13 protein-coding genes are annotated in these 20,238 nt (G+C 36.7%); 4 read left to right on the plus strand and 9 right to left on the minus strand.

The window, feature by feature from the left end; all coding sequences use genetic code 11:
* Positions 1-5: 5 nt before the first annotated feature.
* The 4 genes from Cop2CBH44_RS14490 (at position 6) to Cop2CBH44_RS14505 (ending at position 3,426) form a co-directional block, all read left to right on the plus strand.
* Complete coding sequence (locus Cop2CBH44_RS14490; protein WP_021929700.1) at positions 6-503, plus strand: ferritin; 498 nt, start codon at positions 6-8, stop codon at positions 501-503.
* A gap of 133 nt (positions 504-636) precedes the next feature.
* Entirely contained in the window at positions 637-1,236 is a 600-nt protein-coding gene (locus Cop2CBH44_RS14495; RefSeq protein ID WP_021929701.1) for a nucleotide exchange factor GrpE, read from the plus strand.
* 19 nt (positions 1,237-1,255) lie between these two features.
* Positions 1,256-2,407 carry a molecular chaperone DnaJ gene (gene dnaJ, locus Cop2CBH44_RS14500; RefSeq protein WP_021929702.1) on the plus strand — a complete coding sequence of 384 codons (1,152 nt, stop codon included), beginning with the start codon at positions 1,256-1,258 and terminating at the stop codon, positions 2,405-2,407.
* An 89-nt stretch (positions 2,408-2,496) separates the two neighbouring features.
* Positions 2,497-3,426, plus strand: a complete 930-nt coding sequence (locus Cop2CBH44_RS14505; RefSeq protein WP_200755096.1) for a tRNA-dihydrouridine synthase family protein — start codon at positions 2,497-2,499, stop codon at positions 3,424-3,426.
* On the opposite strand, the gene Cop2CBH44_RS14510 is transcribed toward Cop2CBH44_RS14505, so the two are convergent.
* The 9 genes from Cop2CBH44_RS14510 to Cop2CBH44_RS14550 form a co-directional block, all read right to left on the minus strand.
* On the minus strand, positions 3,412-5,436 hold the full coding sequence (locus Cop2CBH44_RS14510) for a biosynthetic peptidoglycan transglycosylase (RefSeq protein WP_200755097.1): 2,025 nt from the start codon (positions 5,434-5,436) through the stop codon (positions 3,412-3,414). The genes Cop2CBH44_RS14505 and Cop2CBH44_RS14510 overlap by 15 nt on opposite strands.
* A 77-nt stretch (positions 5,437-5,513) precedes the next feature.
* Entirely contained in the window at positions 5,514-6,680 is a 1,167-nt protein-coding gene (locus Cop2CBH44_RS14515) for a redoxin domain-containing protein (RefSeq protein WP_021929705.1), read from the minus strand.
* A gap of 141 nt (positions 6,681-6,821) precedes the next feature.
* Complete coding sequence (pflA, locus tag Cop2CBH44_RS14520) at positions 6,822-7,553, minus strand: pyruvate formate-lyase-activating protein (RefSeq protein WP_021929706.1); 732 nt, start codon at positions 7,551-7,553, stop codon at positions 6,822-6,824.
* 16 nt (positions 7,554-7,569) lie between these two features.
* On the minus strand, positions 7,570-9,810 hold the full coding sequence (gene pflB / locus Cop2CBH44_RS14525; protein WP_200755098.1) for a formate C-acetyltransferase: 2,241 nt from the start codon (positions 9,808-9,810) through the stop codon (positions 7,570-7,572).
* A gap of 335 nt (positions 9,811-10,145) precedes the next feature.
* Complete coding sequence (locus Cop2CBH44_RS14530) at positions 10,146-11,483, minus strand: M64 family metallopeptidase (RefSeq protein WP_021929708.1); 1,338 nt, start codon at positions 11,481-11,483, stop codon at positions 10,146-10,148.
* A 16-nt stretch (positions 11,484-11,499) separates the two neighbouring features.
* Entirely contained in the window at positions 11,500-14,214 is a 2,715-nt protein-coding gene (locus tag Cop2CBH44_RS14535; protein ID WP_200755099.1) for an alpha-L-rhamnosidase, read from the minus strand.
* Between the two features lie 18 nt (positions 14,215-14,232).
* Entirely contained in the window at positions 14,233-16,503 is a 2,271-nt protein-coding gene (locus tag Cop2CBH44_RS14540) for a GH92 family glycosyl hydrolase (protein ID WP_021929710.1), read from the minus strand.
* 20 nt (positions 16,504-16,523) lie between these two features.
* Complete coding sequence (locus Cop2CBH44_RS14545; RefSeq protein ID WP_055097979.1) at positions 16,524-18,746, minus strand: GH92 family glycosyl hydrolase; 2,223 nt, start codon at positions 18,744-18,746, stop codon at positions 16,524-16,526.
* Positions 18,747-18,780: 34 nt separating this feature from the next.
* Positions 18,781-20,235 (minus strand): sulfatase family protein, encoded by a 1,455-nt coding sequence (locus Cop2CBH44_RS14550; RefSeq protein ID WP_200755100.1) that lies wholly within the window; start codon positions 20,233-20,235, stop codon positions 18,781-18,783.
* Positions 20,236-20,238: the final 3 nt, after the last annotated feature.

Consider the following 20,238-nt stretch of genomic DNA (forward strand, 5'->3'; position numbering starts at 1 on the left):
GAATTATGTTGAGCAAAAGAGTCAAGGAAGTGCTAAATGCACAAATTAATGCAGAGATATGGTCTGCCCATTTCTATTTATCAATGTCTTTGTATTTCGGAGGGGAGGGATATCGTGGTTTTTCTCGATGGATGAAGAAACAATATAGAGAGGACATGACGCATGCCATGCAGATGATGGATTATATGATTGAGCAAGGAGATCGGGTCATATTGCAAGATATAACCGGGATACCTACAGTATTTGAAGATATTGTAACAACTTTTGAGCAAGCATTGGTGCATTTGGTACGTATTACCGATGCTATAGATACTTTAGCCGATGTTGTAGAGGGAGAAAATGATAAAGCTACTCGGATATTTTTAGATAAATATATTTTAGGACAAGTGTTGGCAGAAGCCCGGATGAATCAAATTTTAACCCAATTGAAACGGATGAATCAGGAAATCGGGGTTTATATGTTGGACAAAGAATTATATGAAGTTTGCGAAATAAAAAGGTAAAAACTGACAAAACAGCATTTTATGTGTGACAAAAGGTCGGATGAACCAATATTGGCAGTATATTTGCACCGTATTTGCCGAATGTCGCTTTTTTAATGCAAAACTAGGAATATAAAATAATAACGATATAATTATGGGTGAAAAGAAAAATAAAAAGAAAGATTTTCATGCTGCTTCGGGAGGAGATAAATCTCCAGATGTTCCGGAAAATATGAATGAAGAGTTAGTTGAGGAATCGGTGGAAGATACCGTTGATAGTATTTCTGATACTGACAAATTGTCAGAAGAAATTGCGGAATTGACAGCCAAAAATGAAAAGTTAAATAAAGATTATCTTCTACTGATGGCCGATTTTGATAATTACCGGAAACGCACGCTGAAAGAAAAGGCCGATTTGTTGAAAAGTGGAGGGGAAGATTGTTTGAAAAATATTTTACCTATTGTCGATGATTTCGAAAGGGGATTGATGGCTATCGGTGAGAGTGCTGATGTAGATGCCGTTAAAGAAGGGATGACTTTGATATACAATAAGTTTAAAAATTATCTGAACCAACATGGAATCAAAGAAATTCCGACAACAGGAGAAGATTTCAATACAGAATATCATGAAGCGGTAACTATGTATCCGGCTCCACAACCAGAACTTAAAGGCAAAGTAATTGATTGTGTGCAAAAAGGCTATACAATGAATGATAAGGTGATTCGTTTTGCCAAAGTGGTTGTAGGCGAATAAAACTTAATTTCATATTTTAATGAGCAAGCGAGATTATTATGAAGTGCTGGAGGTTGCAAAAACTGCAACTGTCGAGGAAATAAAAAAGGCGTATAGAAAGAAGGCTATACAATATCATCCAGATAAAAATCCTGGAGATAAAGAGGCCGAAGAAAAGTTTAAGGAAGCAGCTGAAGCTTATGAAGTATTGAGTGATCCTGATAAGCGGAGTCGATATGACCAGTTTGGACATCAGGGCGTGAATGGAGGCTTCGGTGGAGGTTTCGGAGGAGGGGGTATGTCTATGGAAGACATATTTTCTCATTTTGGAGATATTTTTGGAGGAAGTTTTGGCGGCTTCGGAGGATTCAGTAGTGGTGGAAATCGTTCCCGCAGACGTACTAATCGGGGTTCCGACTTACGGGTTAAAGTAAAGCTGACATTGAAAGAAATAGCTACAGGAGTTGAGAAAAAAATTAAAGTAAAGAAGTATGTCAGTTGTAAGGCGTGCAATGGAACAGGAGCTGAAAAAGGCACCTCTTATACGACCTGTTCTACGTGTAATGGCAGTGGGGTAGTAACACGGGTACAGCAGACTATATTAGGAGCAATGCAATCGACTACTACATGTCCTACTTGTGGAGGAGAAGGTCGTATTATTACGAAAAAATGTCCAGAATGTAACGGTGAGGGTGTTAGGCTCGAAGAAGAAGTAATAACTTTGAATATTCCTGCCGGAGTAGCTGATGGTATGCAGTTATCTATGAGTGGCAAGGGGAATGCTGCCAGACATGGTGGAGTCAATGGTGATTTGCTTATATTGGTTGAAGAAGAACCTCATCCTGAGCTTTTACGTGATGAAAATGATTTGATATATAATCTGTTATTGAATTTTTCCACTGCTGCGTTAGGGGGTACGGTAGAAGTTCCTACGATTGACGGAAAAGCAAAAGTAAAAATTGATGCAGGGACACAACCGGGGAAAGTATTACGTTTGCGAGGAAAAGGTTTACCATCAGTGAATAGATATGGTGTTGGTGATTTATTGGTAAATGTTTCAGTGTATGTCCCGGAAAGTTTGAACACTGAAGAAAAGCGTACAATAGAAAAGTTAGGTTCATCTAAGAATTTTGCACCGACGCAATCTGTTAAGGAAAAGATTTTTAGTAAATTAAGGCATATGTTCGATTGATAATATCAGATATTTGTTTATGTTCGAACAATGAGAATATACAGAAACAGTAATAGTTATTGAGGCTGTATATTCTCATTATTTTTGTTATGGAGATTCACTTTGCCCCTCTACAAGGTTTTACCGATATGGTATACCGGAATGCACATCATCGAATTTTTGGCGGTATTGATGCTTATTATACTCCATTTGTCAGGATAGAGAAAGAAATGGCAGTCCGTCCACGAGATAAAAGAGATGTTTGTAGAGGTTCTGATATTACAGGTCGGTTGGTTCCACAACTTCTAACTTCAGATATAAAAGAATTTAAATATCTGGTCACGTTGTTTATAGAGGAGGGATATAAGCGAATTGATATAAATTGGGGGTGTCCCTTCCCTATGATTGCGAAAAAAGGGAAAGGCTGTGGCATATTACCTTATCCGGATAAGATAAAACTGATTTTGGATGAAATGAAACATTTTCCGGAAATTAGTTTTTCTGTGAAGCTTCGTTTGGGATATGAGGATGTCAATGATGCTTTTCGGCTGTTACCGATGTTGCATGATTATCCGTTACATCATATAACATTACATGCCAGAACTGGAATACAGCAATATAAAGGTTCTCCAGATAAAGTTGCATTTGCTCGATTTTATGAAAGTTGTAAGATTCCATTGTTATACAATGGTGATGTTTGTACTATTTCCGATATACGGCAAATTAACAAAGATTTTCCACAACTTGACGGTATAATGATTGGTCGAGGACTTATAGCGAACCCTGCATTGGGATGGGAATATAAAGCAAACAGAAGAATGGAGATTCCCGAATTATATATGAAGGTTGCTCTGTTGCATAGAGAAATATTTGATGCATATGCTGTAAGACTTCAGGGAGAACATCAACTACTTTCTAAAATGAAATCATTATGGGAATATTTTTTTCCTACAGTTGAGCGAAAGCTTCATAAACGGATAATGAAAAGTCCTTGTATCACTGATTATCTTAAGGCTGTTGATGAATTATTGTCGAGGTAAATGTTCGGACAAATTGTGTTTGTTTGACAGTATAGATGTATTGGGTTTTGTTTCTAAACTATCACTTTTATGATACATTTCAAGAAGTCGTTCTTTAGCTTTTCCTGCTATTGTTATTTCTGCTTTTATATTTTGAGCTTCGTCTTTGCTTATAAGCCCTCGAGATTCTAATCTCCGGGCTATAGATTTGAAATATCCATTTAAGGATGGACGGAGTTGCAATGAATCTGTAAATTGGTAGAGTGCAGATTTGGGATGAGGAACCAAGCTGGCCAGAAAAATAGCTTCTTGTACATTCAATTCGGAGGCTTCTTTGTCAAAATAATAGTGAGAAGCTTCATTGGCACCGTATACAAGGGGGCCCCATTCAGCAATATTCAGATATACCTCATACATTCTTTTTTTACTGGTAAGCCTGTTGTTTTCGATGAGCCATACGATTAAGGCTTCTTCAAGTTTACGGGCAATGGTTTTATTTCGGTTAAGAAATATATTTTTAACCAGTTGCATACTAATGGTACTACCTCCTCGGGCAAATCGTCCAACTCGTATATCGTGAATTAGAGATTCGCGTATCGTTTCTATTCTAAAACCTTTATGTTCATAAAATGATCTGTCTTCTGATTGCATAACGGCATTTTGCAATAATGGGGATATTTGTGATAATGGTCTGAAATTTATATTTCCGGGTCCTACTTCAAATGTTCTTACCGGGGTATCGTTTTCGTATGCTGTATATAGAAACGGTTTGTCTATTTTCCTTAAGTCGGTTTTCCCAAAATGTATTATTTTGAAGTTCCGAGAATCAAGGGATGATTCGAACTTCAGAGAATCTAACTGGTCGAAATCAAGATCTAAAAAAAAGTGATATGATAGAGTTCCACTTGTTTTTAGACCTTCGAGGTTATGGAAGAGGCCTTTGGGCAAAGATGTGAATAATTGGTCAGATGGAAAGTCTTTTTTATCAACTGATGCAATTATATGCCAGTTGTCATTTTTTTCTATTTTCAAATAAGGGTTAAATACAAGATGATTAAAACGAATTTGAGTCTCTTTGCTCAATTCAATATAATTTTTCCCTATATTGATGTCATAGTCAAATATGCCTTTGTCCAGAAACACATTTTCCGGTGAGATACGATTATGAAAAATCGTTAGTCCGCTGATAAAAGCTTTTCCTTGTAAAGATATAATATCTTTTTGGTTGTGTTGGGAAAATTTGAGAGATAGAGTATCAAATTCTATACGAGTATTGTAACGGTATTCAAGAAAAGGTATTGGTATTTTGTTGTGTTCTTTAGAAAAAAGTTGAGCTTTGATTTCATGAGTATCATCTTTTACGTGACCGTTACATATCCATATACCTTGTAATAGTTTGCTATTGTGTATCTCGTTACTTTCTATTTCTGTATTGAAATGATAATCTTTGATTTTAAAGGATGGAATTGATAATGTTACATGGTCATTTTTATTGTGATAGGCAATATGTACATCTTCTATTTGAGCGTTAGGAGGTAATAAATCAAATATAAAAGAGAACAATTGTTTGAGTTTCTTACTATAATTTAAGTTTGAGTTTTTGGTTTGAGTGTTGGTATTATTTCTTTTGGTGTATATAAAATCAAAATTTGAGATAGAATCTGTTTTTTTGAAATTGATGTGTATATGTTTTATGTCGATTTTACGGATGTCTATATTCGTTTTGAAAAGTTTCAATAAACTAACTCGTATTTTGATATCTTCAGCTTTCAATAGAGTATCTTGGTTTTGAGGACCTATATACAGATCGTTGATAACTAACTTGTTTAGACCTGCTGTTTTTAAATTAGAAAATCCAATGTTCAATTGATGCTGAGTTCGTATTGATTCAATTTTTTTGTAAACATAATGCCTGATAATTGAATCTTTATTTATGAAAAGTATAGCTGTTATAGTGAATATTATACCAGTGGTAAGTAATATATATTTTGAAGTTTTCCGGTTTCGTAAAGCTGTAAAGAATCGAATCATAAAATGTTTTTTCAAAAAACGAGGTAAAATTACATTTAATTTTATGATAATCAGAAATGTTGTTAAATTTATTATTTTTATTGAATCAGTTCTTTTGCTAATATTTTTACGATTTCATTTGTACTGCCAAAATTACGTGCAATGATTTTTTTCTCAGGGGAAATAAGAATAAGTAGAGGCATGGCAGAAAGATTGTATTTTTTAATAATATGAGTATTTTCGCTCATAGAAGTATATACAGATTTCCAAAGATGATGTAATAAAGGGTGTAGTTGTCGATATAATTCAGGGGTATAGGAAAGATAGTTTCCGGGTTGTACGTCACTTTGAACAAAATCTAATATCTCAAGACCTTTACTATGGTACATGTTATATATTTGTTCTAATTCTGTATTTGTCCGGAAACAACCTTTGGAAATCCCCCAATGGAAAATCAGCAAATATTTTCCTTCATAATCTTGTAATGTCACTTTTTCTCCGTTGACGTCGGTTAAAGTAAAATCCGGAGCTATCGCACCAGGTTCTACACTCTTTTTCATTTCTATTATTTTGCGTAGTTCTTTTGCTGTAAAAGATTTTTGAATCTCTGGAGTAAATCCGTTCAAGCGTTTTTCTATTTCGGCTGAGGATAGTAGGGCTGAGTTCCATAGATAGAGTGCAGCCGCGTATTCACTATCATTTACGGTATTTACCAATTCTAAAGTAAGACTATCTAATTCGGCAGTTCCATGACCTTTTGATAGCTCTATTAATGCTTCTTTCATTGCATTGCCATCGTTGGCTTCCATGGCTTTTTCATAACGGTCATAAGCATTGGATTCTATGCTCGCGATACTATCAGTTAAAAATATGTATCGAGCTACTAATTTGTGTTTGTAATCATTTCCTTTCTTTTCTACCATACTAAAATGGTCAGTATCTCCTTTTAGTTTCACAGTTCCTTTACCTAGAAAAAGAGTCAGACTCCGATTGCGAGTACTTTTACTTTTATTGGTTGGATGGTATACAAGGGTGTAAAATGTAGCCCCTTCATTGGTCTTTTTATATGTAAAGTTGTTCTTTTTATTTATCAATAATGTATCGCAAGTTCGCTTTTCAGGATGTAATATGTTTTCTTTAAAAATAAGGACAGAGTCTCCTTTTTCCAATCCAACTATATTTCCTTTTACAGTAAAGGTTTGTTTTTGGGCTGATATGAGAGCACAGAAAAATAAGCATAATGAAATAATGGCAATATGTTTCATCGATATTATTTTATATTTAGCATGTAAATGTACAAAATGTTCTTTTATCAAAAGGAACATTTGATAAAATACAAGAAAAAAATATATTTACTAACTTAGAAGCTGTTTAAAAAGAAAATGATATCGATAAAAATATTTATTTTATTCACATGGGATACCGTTTTTCCTAAAAATTTCTTTTGCTATGTTTAACTCTTCAATTGATAAAGGTGGTGTATCTTCTAGAGGATACTTCATTCCCAATTCTTTATATTTATAAGAACCCATAGTGTGATAGGGCAAAATCTCAGCTTTTTCGATTACTTTATATTGGGAGATGTATTTAGCAAGGGTTTGCAATGATATTTTATCATTAGTGATACCCGGTACAACGACATGACGTATCCAAACCGGAATGTTATATTCTTCTATTTTATTTAAAAAACGCAGAGTATTGTTGTGTTTTACACCAGTCAGCGCTATGTGTAATTCAGGGCTTATCGTTTTTATGTCTAAAAGAACCAAGTTGGTATATTGTAGCAAGGCAATAGTTTTGGGCGTATATATGAATCCTGTTGTGTCTAATGCTGTATGAATTCTCGCTTCTTGGCATAGTTTAAAAAAAGAGGTTACAAATTCAGCTTGCATCAGAGGCTCTCCTCCAGATACTGTAACACCTCCATTGGTAATAAAATTTTTATATCGTAAAATTTCGTTTATAAGCTCTTCCGGGGTCATTTCGTAGTTTACTTTGCCTTTTGTTTCCCAAGTGTCCGGGTTATGGCAATAAAGACAGCGGAGTGGACATCCTTGCATGAAAACGACAAAACGAATTCCGGGACCATCAACGGTCCCGAAACTCTCTAATGAATGTATCCTTCCTTTGATGCTCATTCTGTATTGGGATGAATCAAAGACTTTGATTAATTGTCCTTGAAATGACGTCGAGTTGTTGTTCTCGTGTCAATTTTACAAAGTTGACAGCATAACCGGAAACCCGGATAGTCAATTGCGGATATTTTTCGGGATGTTCCATTGCATCGAGTAATAAAGATTTATCGAAGACATTTACGTTCAGATGTTGCCCGCCATCAGGAGTAAAATAACCGTCTAAAAGGCTTACAAGGTTGTTTATTTGGATTTCCTTTTCTTTTCCTAATGTTGATGGAGATACGGCAAAAGTATAAGAAATTCCATCATGAGCGTGCTGGAATGGGAGTTTTGCAACTGAGGCTAAAGCCGCAATTGCCCCTTTAGTATCGCGTCCGTTCATTGGATTTGCTCCAGGAGCGAAGGGAGTACCTCCAGGACGTCCGTCTGGTGTTGTTCCTGTTTTTTTCCCATAAACTACATTTGAGGTAATTGTCAATATCGATTGTGTAGGAATTGCGTTACGGTATGTTTCATGTTGACGGAGATATTCCATAAACTTTTCGGTAATTTCTACAGCTATGTTATCTGTCCTATCATTATTATTACCGTAAGGAATATATTCTCCTTCGCGTTCGAAACCGACAGCAAGCCCTCTTTTATCACGGATTATCTTGACTTTTGTATCCCGTATTGCCGCTAAAGAATCGGCCACAATAGATAAACCTGCAATACCCGTTGCCCGGATACGTTCTACATGTCCATCATGAAGGGCCATTTCAAAAGCTTCATATGCATATTTATCATGCATGTAATGTATGATTTTCAGAGCATTTACATATGTTTTGGCTAACCAGCGCATCATCTGTTCGTATTTGTCCATAACCTCGTTATAATCGAGATATTCGCTGGTGATAGCTTCATATTTAGGAGCAACCTGAACGCCCGAAATTTCATCACGTCCCCCGTTGATTGCATAAAGGAGACACTTGGCTAAGTTGGCACGAGCTCCAAAATATTGCATTTGTTTGCCGATTTTCATAGGAGATACGCAGCAGGCAATGCCGTAATCATCCCCGTAGTCAGGACGCATCAGGTCATCATTCTCATATTGGATGGCAGAGGTATCAATAGAGACTTTTGCACAAAATTTTTTCCAGTTTTCAGGAGCATTTTTAAACCATAAAACTGTCAGATTTGGCTCTGGCGCAGGTCCGAGATTATATAATGTGTGCAGGTAACGGAATGAAGTCTTGGTTACTAAAGACCGGCCATCTACACCTTGGCCTCCTAATGACTCGGTTACCCAAACCGGATCGCCAGAAAAAAGGTCGTTGTACTCCGGGGTACGTAAGAACCGTACAATACGAAGTTTGATAATAAATTGGTCGATGAGTTCTTGAGCTTCAGCTTCTGTCAATTTGCCTTCGCGAACATCTTTTTCAATATATATATCGAGGAAAGTGGATGTACGTCCTAAAGACATAGCTGCACCATCTTGATCCTTAACGGCAGCTAAATATGCTAAATAGAGAAATTGAACAGCTTCTTTAGCGTCTTTTGCTGGACGAGTTACATCAAAACCATATGATGCACTCATTTTTTCAAAGGCTTTCAAAGCTTTTATTTGTTCAGATGTTTCTTCTCTACTTTGAATGGTTTCTTCTGTAAGCTCTTGTATATCGAGCCTGTTTAGGTATTTTTGACGGTCTTCTATTAGGATTGTGGTTCCATATAGAGGAACGCGGCGATAGTCTCCGATGATACGTCCACGGCCGTAAGCGTCAGGTAGCCCAGTAATAATTGCGGAGCGGCGGGCGGCTAACATTTCGGGAGTATATGCCGAAAATACCCCTTCATTATGGGTTTTCCTATATCGGGTAAAAATTTCTTTGGTCATGGGATCGAGTTGGTATCCGTAAGCATTGAGGCTGTTTTCGACCATCCGTATTCCTCCTTTGGGGAATATTCCTCTTTTCAGAGGGGCATCAGTTTGCAGACCGACGATTACTTCATTATCTTTATCGATATAACCTGGGCCGTAAGTATCAATACCTTGTGGTAAGCGAGTTTCTGCATCGTATACGCCTTTTTCCCTCTCTATTTTAAACATTTCCGATAATTTGTCCCAAACTTTTTGGGTTTTATCGGTAGATGGAACCAAGAACGAATCGTCACCGTCATAGGGTGTATAATTGTTCTGGATAAAATCTCTGACATTAATCTCTTTTTTCCAAACTTGTCCTTTAAATTGTTCCCAGTTTTCGTTTTCGAAATTCATATATAGTTATGATTAGGTTTTGCTCTGCGAAGGTAATATCTCTAAACTGATACTGAAAGGAAGTATATATATTTTTCTGTATATTTCACTAAAATAGCAAGAAGTAGGTAGGAAAAGGATATTTATATTATCTTTTTCATTTTTATTGGGTATCTGATTAGATAAGAGGTTTCTTCTGTTTCTCGAAATTGACCAACTTGATTATGTAAAGGGTAATGATTGGTTAACAGATTGTCATGAAAATTTCCGGAGATATTGGGATGATAATGAATGTCTCACAATAATATCTCCGGAGTACTAACCACACACTATGGAAAATAAATGCTATATGAATATTATTCTACTTCATTTTGTGGAGGAAAATTCAAGAGTTTGTCATTAGCAACGAAATCTTCAAGCGAAAATGTTTCTCCAGCAAGAAATTTAATTCGTTTTACGATAGCCATCCGGCTGGGAGCATTGTAATATTTGATATTATTAATCATACAGCTGTTCGGTTCGGGACGAAACATATCCAATCCATAATAATATGCACCTTCTACGGAACGTACGTATTTATATTTTTCCGGATATTTTTGATATAATTCTCTCCATTTTACTCGGTCGGGATGGTTGGTAGTATCTACATTGGCAAACATTCCACCTTTTAGACCTGCCTCCAGATTTTTTTTATCACTAATTGCGGTAGCATCATTGGCATTGATACTTTTTTTAGCATATTTCAGATATTCATCAGCAAGTTTGGCAAATCCATGACCTCCTGCCTCATGGAGTACCGTGTTCTCAAACTGTTTGTTGAAAGCTGTTGTTTTGGGTTTTACTGGACATAAAGCTATGGCTCGCCCTTGTATCCAAAAATGACAGTATCCGGCAACACGGGAAGCATTGACCATCAGCACAACAAGAGTCTTGTCTATATCATCACAGTTCGGGGCCATTTTGCAGTATTCCCAACATTTATTGTTGTTGGCTTTCATGTAAGTACTTGACATATTAGTATTGTCATATGAAGCGTTGAATTTTGTATCTTTCACTTCAGTGAGATTGTTTTCATAATCGGCACCACGTTCATTGGATTCGGCAAATACAGTGTAAAAATTGAAATATTCTCGATATGAAAGATAAGGTTCAGTTAGGAAAAAAGCTTCCATTGCTTTTCGTGCATAATTTTCATAAGTCCCGCCAACTTCCAAATCTTCTTTGATAAATCCATCTCCAAGAATGACAATATTTACCCCATTACCTTTTGTGCTGTGTTGCAACTGTAATACTTCTCCGTCTTTATAATAGTGTTTCCCAGCTGTAGTAAATGAATGAGTCTCACTCACAGAACTTTGTTTGTATGCATCTATTGTTTCAACTTTCCAATAATAAAGAGTTCCTGGATCCAAATTCTCTTCTGTTACTGTCAAAGAATTTTTTCCAGAAGCAATGTAAATCCAATCTTGATTGTTTTTTGAGAAATATACTCTGTACGATATTCTTTCGTTGTTGGTAGAAGACGCTTTTTCCCAAGAGAGCTCGATGGGGAATGTAACATTTATTGCTTGGTCCTTTGGTGTAAATAGTTGTACAGGAGATGGCGGTTCAGGAATGGCAGTATTTTCCTTCTCGCAACTGATAAAGCTGATAAATAAAGCAATAAAGATGAAAGTTATTTTTATGGTTTTCATAAATAGAAAAAATTATTTATTGGTGTCTGATTTCTATTACATATTTACCGGAAGATAGGGTAAATAAGAATTTGTTTTTTTCTTTAACCGGAACTGATACGAAGTATTGAGTGTCGTATTTATTCTTATTATTTATAAATAACGAATCGTTTTTGTCTTTTGGTAAGACAATCTGAGCAGTTGTATTAGCCGGAATGATTATATAATATATTGTACCTTTATCTGTTTTTTTCCATTCAGAAATAATTTCTCCATGTATGGAATGATAACTTGCTCTGACGAAGGATAAATTTTTTACTGGTTGAGGGGCTATCAGGAATTGCGTAAATCCTGGATACTCTGGTAAATAGTTTATTCCGGCCAATTTTTTTATCATCCAGGCTGAGGCCTCCCCAAGAAAGACATGGTTTAGGGAGGCTGATTCGTTACCATCCCATGCTTCCCATAAAGTAGTAGCTCCTTTTTTAATCCACCATCCTAATGAAGGACACTCTGTTTGGGTGATCATTTTGTAGGCGATGTCATGATATCCGTATTCAGATAGAATATTTAACACTGATTTACTGCCAAATAATCCGAAATCCAGGAAATTTCCGTTAGCCTGAATTGAATCGGCTAAAACTCTTGCTACTTTGCTTTCTTGTCCTTCCGGTACGATACCAGAATAAAGGGCGTAGGATTGAGCAGTTTGTGTTCCATTAGCATATATTCCGGTCGTACTGTTATAGAATTTGTCGTTGATGGCTTTTCTAATTTTTTTGGCAAGATCTTCGTATTTTTGGATATCCGATATTTTTCCATTTAACTTTGCCGATTTGGCCATGAGCTTAGTCATGGTGTAATAAAACATGGAAGATGTCAATTCTACAGGAGTAGAAGCTTTGTAGGTACACCAGTCCCAAAGACGGAAATCCAGTAAATAATTGTTTGCTTTCTTTCCGATAAAATCAAGGTATTTCTTATAATACTCATATGGTTCTTTCAGCATAGCCGGGTTTCCATAATACATATACATTTCGTTGGGGATAATGAAAAATGCTGCATCCCAAGCCGGATTACCTCCGGGATATCCCCAATCGGCAGTCGGTACTATATCGGGAAGTTCCCCGGTTTTTTTCTGGACATCATAAAAATCACGTATCCACTTTTCGTAAAAAGAATAACCGTCAAAATTGAATAAAGCAAATTCCATGGCAGTATGAGCATCAGCAGTCCAGCCGTTTTTTTCACGAGTAGGACAGTCTGTAGGTATGCTATGTATATTACTTATGTATGCATTACGAGTGGCTTCGTATATCTTATTCAGTAATTCATTGGAACAATTGAATGTACCGACGGATGTAAGATCTGTGTGGACTAAAAGTCCAGTAATAGAGTTTATATCTAATGTTATTGGTTTGTCGGCTATTACTTCTACATATTGAAAACCATGGTATGTGAATTTGGGGATATATGTTTCTTGACCTTTGCCGTCCATGATATATATGTCAGTTTGGAAATCTTCACTCAAATGTTCCGGATAGAAAAAATAGTCGATATTTGAAATGTCTACAGTTCCGTCTGGATATAGTTTTTCGCCATGTTTGATTCTTATTTTAGTCTTTTTTTCTCCTTGGGCTGTAAAACGACAAACTCCTGCGATATTTCGTCCTAAATCGTATACATAGTGATTGGGACCTAAACGTTTATAACTGACAGCTTTGATTTCTTCTTTTATTCGGATTGGAGGTATAGATTGCGCTATAATATTTTCCGATGGACATTCGACAGGTTTTGCCTGATTCCATTTTTTATCGTCAAATCCAGTACGATTCCATCCATCAGGTTCCATTCCTGCATCATAATATTCTCCACTGTACAGATTGTTAAAGCGAATGGCTCCGGTAGAAGTTTTCCAGGATTCGTCAGAAACAATCCAATCGGTTTTGCCTGATTCATATTCTACTCGTATGTTAAGAATGAATGTCGGGCGATTACGCCAAACAGCGTTATGGAAATTCCATGTGGCATGAGATTGTATATTGTACCACCCGTTTCCTAAAATAACCCCAAAAGCATTTTTCCCTTGTTTTAGTTCTTGTGTCAAGTCATAGGTGACATATAAAGTTTTTTTGTCAAAACGAGTAAATCCTGGGTCTAATATATGGTTCCCTATTTTGTCCCCATTGATATATAATTCATAATAACCTAAACCACAGATGTAAGCTGTCGCACGGGCTATTTTTTCATGAAAAGTAACTTCTTTCCTAAAAAGTGGAGCGGGAAAATATTCTTTCCCTTTTCCGTCACTTATCCATTTCCCTTGCCATTTTCCTCCTATACCGGTTTCCCAATATGCAATTTCTGAGTTTGCGGATTTTTTCTTGTTTTTATCCCAGAAGATGACTTTCCAGTAGTATCGGGTCATCGGTTCACATTTGATGTCGGGTTGTATATTAGAAGTCTGAGATGATAAGACTTTCCCAGAATCCCAGATAAGAGAGCGGTTTCGTGTTAAGGCTATAGAATCTTTTGAAATTAAGATACGATATGCATTTTGTAAGGCCCCCATCCTTTCGTCATTTATTTCCCATGACAGACGAGGAGTGATGACATCTATACCGATCGGGTTTATCAGATATTCGGTTTTCAGATTTATGGGTTTTATAGGTAATTTATTGTTTGCATATATTTCTGCCGTAGATAACAACAAAAATGATATGATGCATACGTATTTAACTATATTCTTCATAATTGTAATATAGGATTTTTAGTTTTTTATTTCATTGGATAAAGAATAGGGCAAATCTTTTTTGTCAAGTTTTAAGTTTTTATTGGGACGGGAAGACATATTGAAAAATAAGGTCGTTCCCTCGGTTATTGTTTTATGTGAGATATATAATGGAGTATATTTTTCTCCATTAATCTCGATATTATCGATGTAACAATTTCCAGGTTTGTTATTAAAAGTTTTGACCGTGAATGTTTTTCCATTTTCAAGATGTAGTTTTACAGTGTTGAATAAGGGCGAACCGAATACATATTGTCCTGTTCCTGGACAAACTGGGTAAAAACCTATCGCGCTAAACAAGTACCAAGAGGATGTTTGTCCGTTATCTTCGTCTCCGCAATATCCGTTTGGCGTGGAGTTATAAAGTCTATCCATAATTTTACGTACCAGTCGTTGAGTTTTCCATGATTGCCCTGCATAATTGTATAAATAGGCAAAGTGTTGATCTGGTTGATTCCCATGGGCATATTGTCCAAAACTTGCATTATGCATTTCGGCAATTTCGTTGAAATATCGTCCGTATAGTGGAGCGTTAAGTGGAACTTTGAATAGAGAATCCATTTTATTGACAAAAGCTTCATTGCTTCCGTGTAAGTTGATTAATCCTTGGATGTCGTGGAAAACACTCCATGAGTATTGCCAAGAGTTTCCTTCTGTAAAAGGTCCACCCCAAAGATATGGAGTGAATGGCGAGTACCAACTGCCATCGGCTTTTCTTGGGCGCATGAATCCGGTTGTCGTGTCGAAAGAATGGATATAGTTCTTTGCCCTTTCCTTGAACATATCTAATGTATCTTGATTTTTCCCTAATAATTCGGCCAAACGATAGATGCAGAAATCGTCATATGCATATTCGAGAGACATGGAAGTTGCTTGTTCATATTCCGGATAAGGTATATAACCTTTTTCATTATATTCTTTATATCCGTATCTTCCGATATATTTTTTAGGAGCAGGCTGGAAACAGTCTTTAACTACAGCTTCGAATGCTTTTTCTGCGTCAAAATCTGTAATACCTTTCTGGTAGGCATCGGTAATTAGGGAAACGGCATGAGAACCTATCATCGAGTCTCTGTAACCCGGGCTGGCCCAGCTGGGCAACCATCCGCCTTCGTTATATGTGTTTACCAAACTTTGCATTATTTCTCTTGAAATAGATGGTACGATGAGTGTAAGCCAAGGATGAGCAGACCGGAATGTATCCCAAAAACCATTGTCCGTGTACATATACCCTGTATTTATTTTTCCATTATAAGGGCTAAAGTGATGAGGTGTCCCTTGCTCGTCTATTTCATAAAATTTTCGAGGATATAGTGATGTCCTATAGAAATTAGAATAGAAAGTTCTCAATTGTTCTTCATTATTCCCTTCTATTTCAACTTTGGAAAGATGTTTGTTCCAAACTTGCCGTGAATGAGATTTGATGTCTTCAAATGACTTTTCACCAATTTCTAACGAAAGAGTTTGGTGTGCTTGCTCCAATGAAATATAAGAGGAGGCTATTTTTAAAGATACTTTTTTATTGGCAGCAGGAAACTTTATGTATCCTCCGGCATATGTATTTTCAATTTCGTGTTTTTTTTCAAATATTTTTTCATTATTCCATACTCCGAAACTTTCAAATGGTTGGTCAAATTGAATGACAAAGAAGTTTGTGAAATTTTCAGGTGCTCCGGCAAATCGGTTTTTGCAATATCCCACAATCATTTGTTCTTCGGGAATGATTTTTACTGATGCTCCTTGATGATAGGCATCTAATACAATGTAGTTGTTATCATTGTCAAAAGTAAATTGCATGAATCCGCACCGTTCAGTTGCTGTCATTTCTGCTAATATTTCATAGTCTTGAAGTTTTACTGAATAGTAATATGGTGTTGCTATTTCTTCTGCATGAGAGAAAGCTGCAGCCCGTTCCGTATCTTTTACTTTTAAGGTTCCTGATACCGGCATAATGGAAAATGCTCCATAATCTCCTATCCAGGGGCTAGGCAAATGAGTTTGTTTAAATCCTCGTATTGAGTCACTATTGTAAACATATATCCAAGTATCACCCATATGCTCTGTTTGTGGAGTCCAGAAGTTCATACCAAACGGATGTGTAACGGCAGGGTAAGTATTGCCATGAGAAAAACTTGGATTATTATTCGTTCCTATAAGAGTGTTTACATAGTCTACCGGTTCCTTTTGTTCGGAAATATGACACTGGGTGAATAATAATAGAATTATCGGTATAATGAATAATCGTTTCATTGTTGTTGATGTATGTTAAATTATTTTGTTTTTATTTTTGTCCCTTCTGAAGGAGGAATTGCATTATTGTCGGTTCCCCATTCTTTTTGGGGACGATTTCCCATAATTAATTCAAGAGTTCCTCCGGTAAGAATATCTTTATGGGAAAAATATGTTTTGTTATATGGTTTTCCGTTTAACCGGGCCGACTGGATATATTTATTGTTCCGTGAATTATTTTTGGCGATGATGGTAAATGTTTTGCCATTATCGAGTTTTATAGAAGATTTTGTAAATATAGGGCTTCCTATTGTGTAATAAGGCATGCCGGCAGATACCGGATAAAATCCCAATGCGGAAAATACGTAAAAGGCAGACATTCCACCTCCATCTTCGTCTCCGCAGATTCCCATTAAATCATTTCTAAACCAACTTTCCATCAGCATCCGAATACGTTTTTGAGTTTTCCAAGGTTGTCCGGCATAATTGTATAGGTAAGGTATATGGAAGCTTGGTTCGTTTCCCATAACGTACTGTCCGACGTTTCCTGTTGCATCAGGATGTACGGCATAATAACGCCATTTTGCGGTAGTCATGCCTTCTACAAATAGTTGGTCCAGTTTCTCAATAAAGGGTTTGTTCCCTCCGAACAAATTGATTAAATCGGCAATGTTGTGATGTACGTTCCATATATAGGTCCATGCATTGTTTTCATCGTAATAAGCTCTGGAACCAATCCCTCCTGAAAATTTGTAATCGAATGGTTCTATGAATTTGCCATTCTTATCTTTCGGATGGAAAAATCCTGTTTTTGAGTTGAATAAATTACGGTAGTTAAAAGCTCTTTTTATATGGAAATTGTATTCATCGGTTTTTCCTAAGTGGTTGGCCATTTGTGCAATACACCAGTCATCATAAGATGCTGCTTGTGTTACGGCGACAGCTTCTCTTTGCTCAAAATCATCAACTAAAGCAACGGTTTCTTTTTCTCCTGGAGCTAATGCCGGGAACCATCCATTTTTATGATAAAAGTCATCTAGTTCTGTTTTGGGAGCTCTGCGCCAAGGTATCATGGTTTCGTTAAGAACAGTATGCCTGCATCCTTCGAAAGCTTTTTCTACATTAAATGGGATATCTTTACAGAGTGCATCTGCAAATATAACGGAAGCATGATTCCCGTTCATGCAGTGAGCATCACCGAATACACAGGGGAAAGTCGGTACCCAACCTGATTGCTCGTACATGCGAATATAAGATGTGAGTTTGGCCTCATGGTCTTTGGGATTTAATATAATCTGTAATGGGTGCAATGCATGGTATGTATCCCATGCCCAGTCGTCAGTCCAAAAAGGGATACCTTCATCATCATGTATTTTTCCATCAAATCCACTGTAATATTTCCCGTCTTCCGAGATATTGATCATACGTTCATGTGACCGATATAAGGCAGTGTAAAAGGTTATTTTTTCGTCTTCGGTACTACCTTCGACATTGATTTTTCCTAATGCTTTGTTCCAGGCTGCTCGGGCTGTTTGGGCCAAAGCCTGCAAATTGTAGTCATTTATTTCCTTATTTAAGTTCTTTTTAGCTTGTTCTACGCTAATATAGGAAATGCCATATCTGATTCCGAGTTGTTCTAATTCTTTTCCGAATTGAGCACAAAGTACAGCAGTATCTGCTATATTTTTTTCAATAAAAGATGTCGGAGTTTTATCAAATTCAAGATGGAAATAATGTTTTGTACCTTTGTATGTATCATATCCTGACAGAGAATTTTTCTCTCCTTTTATTTCACCTTTTCCTGTCGTTTTCAATTGGATACATCTTTCTCCAATCTCTTCAAATTTGCAGGTAAATAATGCCGCGCGCTGCCCTGGTGCGAAATCGACAGTAATACCGTAGTCATCCAAAAAAACCGAGTAGTGATATGGAGTTGATTCTTCTTGGTCATATCGATATTGGGTTTTAGGACTAAGACCTTCGGGATCTCCGCAATATGGCATAAGATACAATACATCACCTTGTCGATGGGAGGGGACGTTGAGGGGAAATCCCGCCATCCGATCGGTGACGAATTCATGGCGGCCGGGGTTCATCCTCAGCATACTATTCGGTTGGTGACAAGTTGGAAATGTCGGGACTAATAAATGACTGATATTACCAATATGTGTATTTACATAATCTACCGGTTCTTTGGTTTCTATGTGAGAATGACACGCTGATAATAGTAAAGGAAAAAACAGTGTAAATAAGGAGTATCTCATCGTTATAAATTTATAGAAATTATGTTCTTATGTATCAAGGGGTATATTCTACTGTTCCCCATTTATTTACGGTATATCCCCATTTTTTTATATATTCCTCTCCAGGAAGGAACTCATCTTTTTTTTGAATTAATAATTTTGTTAATAAACCATCGAGTTCAGATTTGACTTTTTGGGCGGAAGGCTCATCTACCAGATTTTGCATTTGGTAAGGGTCTGTAATGTTATCGAATAGAAGCCATGGGCCATTCAGGTCTTTCACATAAGTATACCGTTTGGTTCTTACTCCCCGATATTCCCGGCCTCCGCTTCTTCTCTCCCATTCTCCAAAAGGAGTTATACATTCTATCAAGGCTCCTTCGATATTGTCTTTTTGTTTACCCATCAATATAGGATATAGATTACATCCTTCTACACTTTTAGGAATGGGTAATCCCGACATGGATAAGAGAGTAGGCATGATATCAACAACATTGACCAGAGTATCTACAATTCTGCCTTTTTTACCGAAACGATCTGGATACTTTAGTAGTAGCGGGACCATAATGGATTCATCGTAAGGTTTTTGTTTTCTTACTTGCCCTTGTGAATATAGCATATCTCCATGGTCAGAGGTAAAGACAAAAATTGTATTTTCTTCAATACCCTTTTCTTTTATTGTTTCTTGAAGCCAACCGATACATTCATCTAAAGCGGAAATATGGGCATAATATCCTTTGATATCTTTGATTGCTGTTTCTTTATTTTTCTCTGGAACATTAGGCCGTAAGGCTATATCTTTATTTGCATACAAGTCCTTGTATTTTTGAGGTGCAGATTCATAAGGATTGTGAGGTGGCCCCCATGAGAGAAACAATAAGAACGGCTTATCATCATTTGCATGGTCTGTAATATATTGTTGTGCATCTTTTGTCTGAGCAAAGACGTCATATCCTTCCCAGATTTTTTTAGTTGTATCGTTATTGTCGTAATAGGGTGAGTTATTGTAATCGTGGGTACATTCTAATACTTTGAAATAATCGAATCCTTGACGATATTCCGGGGCAATATAGTTACTTCTTCCATTTCCGTTGATGTGCCATTTCCCGATATAGGCTGTATTGTATCCGGCAGCTTTATACTCTTTACCAATACTTTTAGCTTCAGGGTTTAATTGTACATCATTGACAAAAAGCCCGTGAGTCTGGGCATATTGGCCGGTGAGTAGTGATGCTCGGTATGGGGTAGAGACCGGCATACATGATACTGCGTTATTGAATGTAAGACTTTCTTTAGCCAGCAGGTCTAAATTGGGAGTATATACGTCTTTGTTTCCTCCAAATCCGGTATCTTGGGCTCTCCACTGGTCTGCAAATACGAATATGACATTGGGCCTTTTTTCTTTTTTGTATTTCTTGCCTGACATCAAAGATCCGGAGAATAGAAGAGCTCCGGTGGCCAGCCCTGTTTTTTTTATAAATTGTCTTCTTGTAATCAAATCCATTTCCATAAA

Origin of the sequence: Coprobacter secundus subsp. similis, assembly GCF_015097275.1 — a bacterium.
Classification (GTDB): domain Bacteria; phylum Bacteroidota; class Bacteroidia; order Bacteroidales; family Coprobacteraceae; genus Coprobacter; species Coprobacter secundus.

Bases quoted from the DNA above. Each gene is read 5' to 3' on its own strand.
- Cop2CBH44_RS14490 (WP_021929700.1), top strand. From the start codon at position 6: ATGTTGAGCAAAAGAGTCAAGGAAGTGCTAAATGCACAAATTAATGCA.
- Cop2CBH44_RS14495 (WP_021929701.1), top strand. From the start codon at position 637: ATGGGTGAAAAGAAAAATAAAAAGAAAGATTTTCATGCTGCTTCGGGA.
- dnaJ (WP_021929702.1), top strand. From the start codon at position 1,256: ATGAGCAAGCGAGATTATTATGAAGTGCTGGAGGTTGCAAAAACTGCA.
- Cop2CBH44_RS14505 (WP_200755096.1), top strand. From the start codon at position 2,497: ATGGAGATTCACTTTGCCCCTCTACAAGGTTTTACCGATATGGTATAC.
- Cop2CBH44_RS14510 (WP_200755097.1), bottom strand. From the start codon at position 5,436: ATGATTCGATTCTTTACAGCTTTACGAAACCGGAAAACTTCAAAATAT.
- Cop2CBH44_RS14515 (WP_021929705.1), bottom strand. From the start codon at position 6,680: ATGAAACATATTGCCATTATTTCATTATGCTTATTTTTCTGTGCTCTC.
- pflA (WP_021929706.1), bottom strand. From the start codon at position 7,553: ATGAGCATCAAAGGAAGGATACATTCATTAGAGAGTTTCGGGACCGTT.
- pflB (WP_200755098.1), bottom strand. From the start codon at position 9,810: ATGAATTTCGAAAACGAAAACTGGGAACAATTTAAAGGACAAGTTTGG.
- Cop2CBH44_RS14530 (WP_021929708.1), bottom strand. From the start codon at position 11,483: ATGAAAACCATAAAAATAACTTTCATCTTTATTGCTTTATTTATCAGC.
- Cop2CBH44_RS14535 (WP_200755099.1), bottom strand. From the start codon at position 14,214: ATGAAGAATATAGTTAAATACGTATGCATCATATCATTTTTGTTGTTA.
- Cop2CBH44_RS14540 (WP_021929710.1), bottom strand. From the start codon at position 16,503: ATGAAACGATTATTCATTATACCGATAATTCTATTATTATTCACCCAG.
- Cop2CBH44_RS14545 (WP_055097979.1), bottom strand. From the start codon at position 18,746: ATGAGATACTCCTTATTTACACTGTTTTTTCCTTTACTATTATCAGCG.
- Cop2CBH44_RS14550 (WP_200755100.1), bottom strand. From the start codon at position 20,235: ATGGAAATGGATTTGATTACAAGAAGACAATTTATAAAAAAAACAGGG.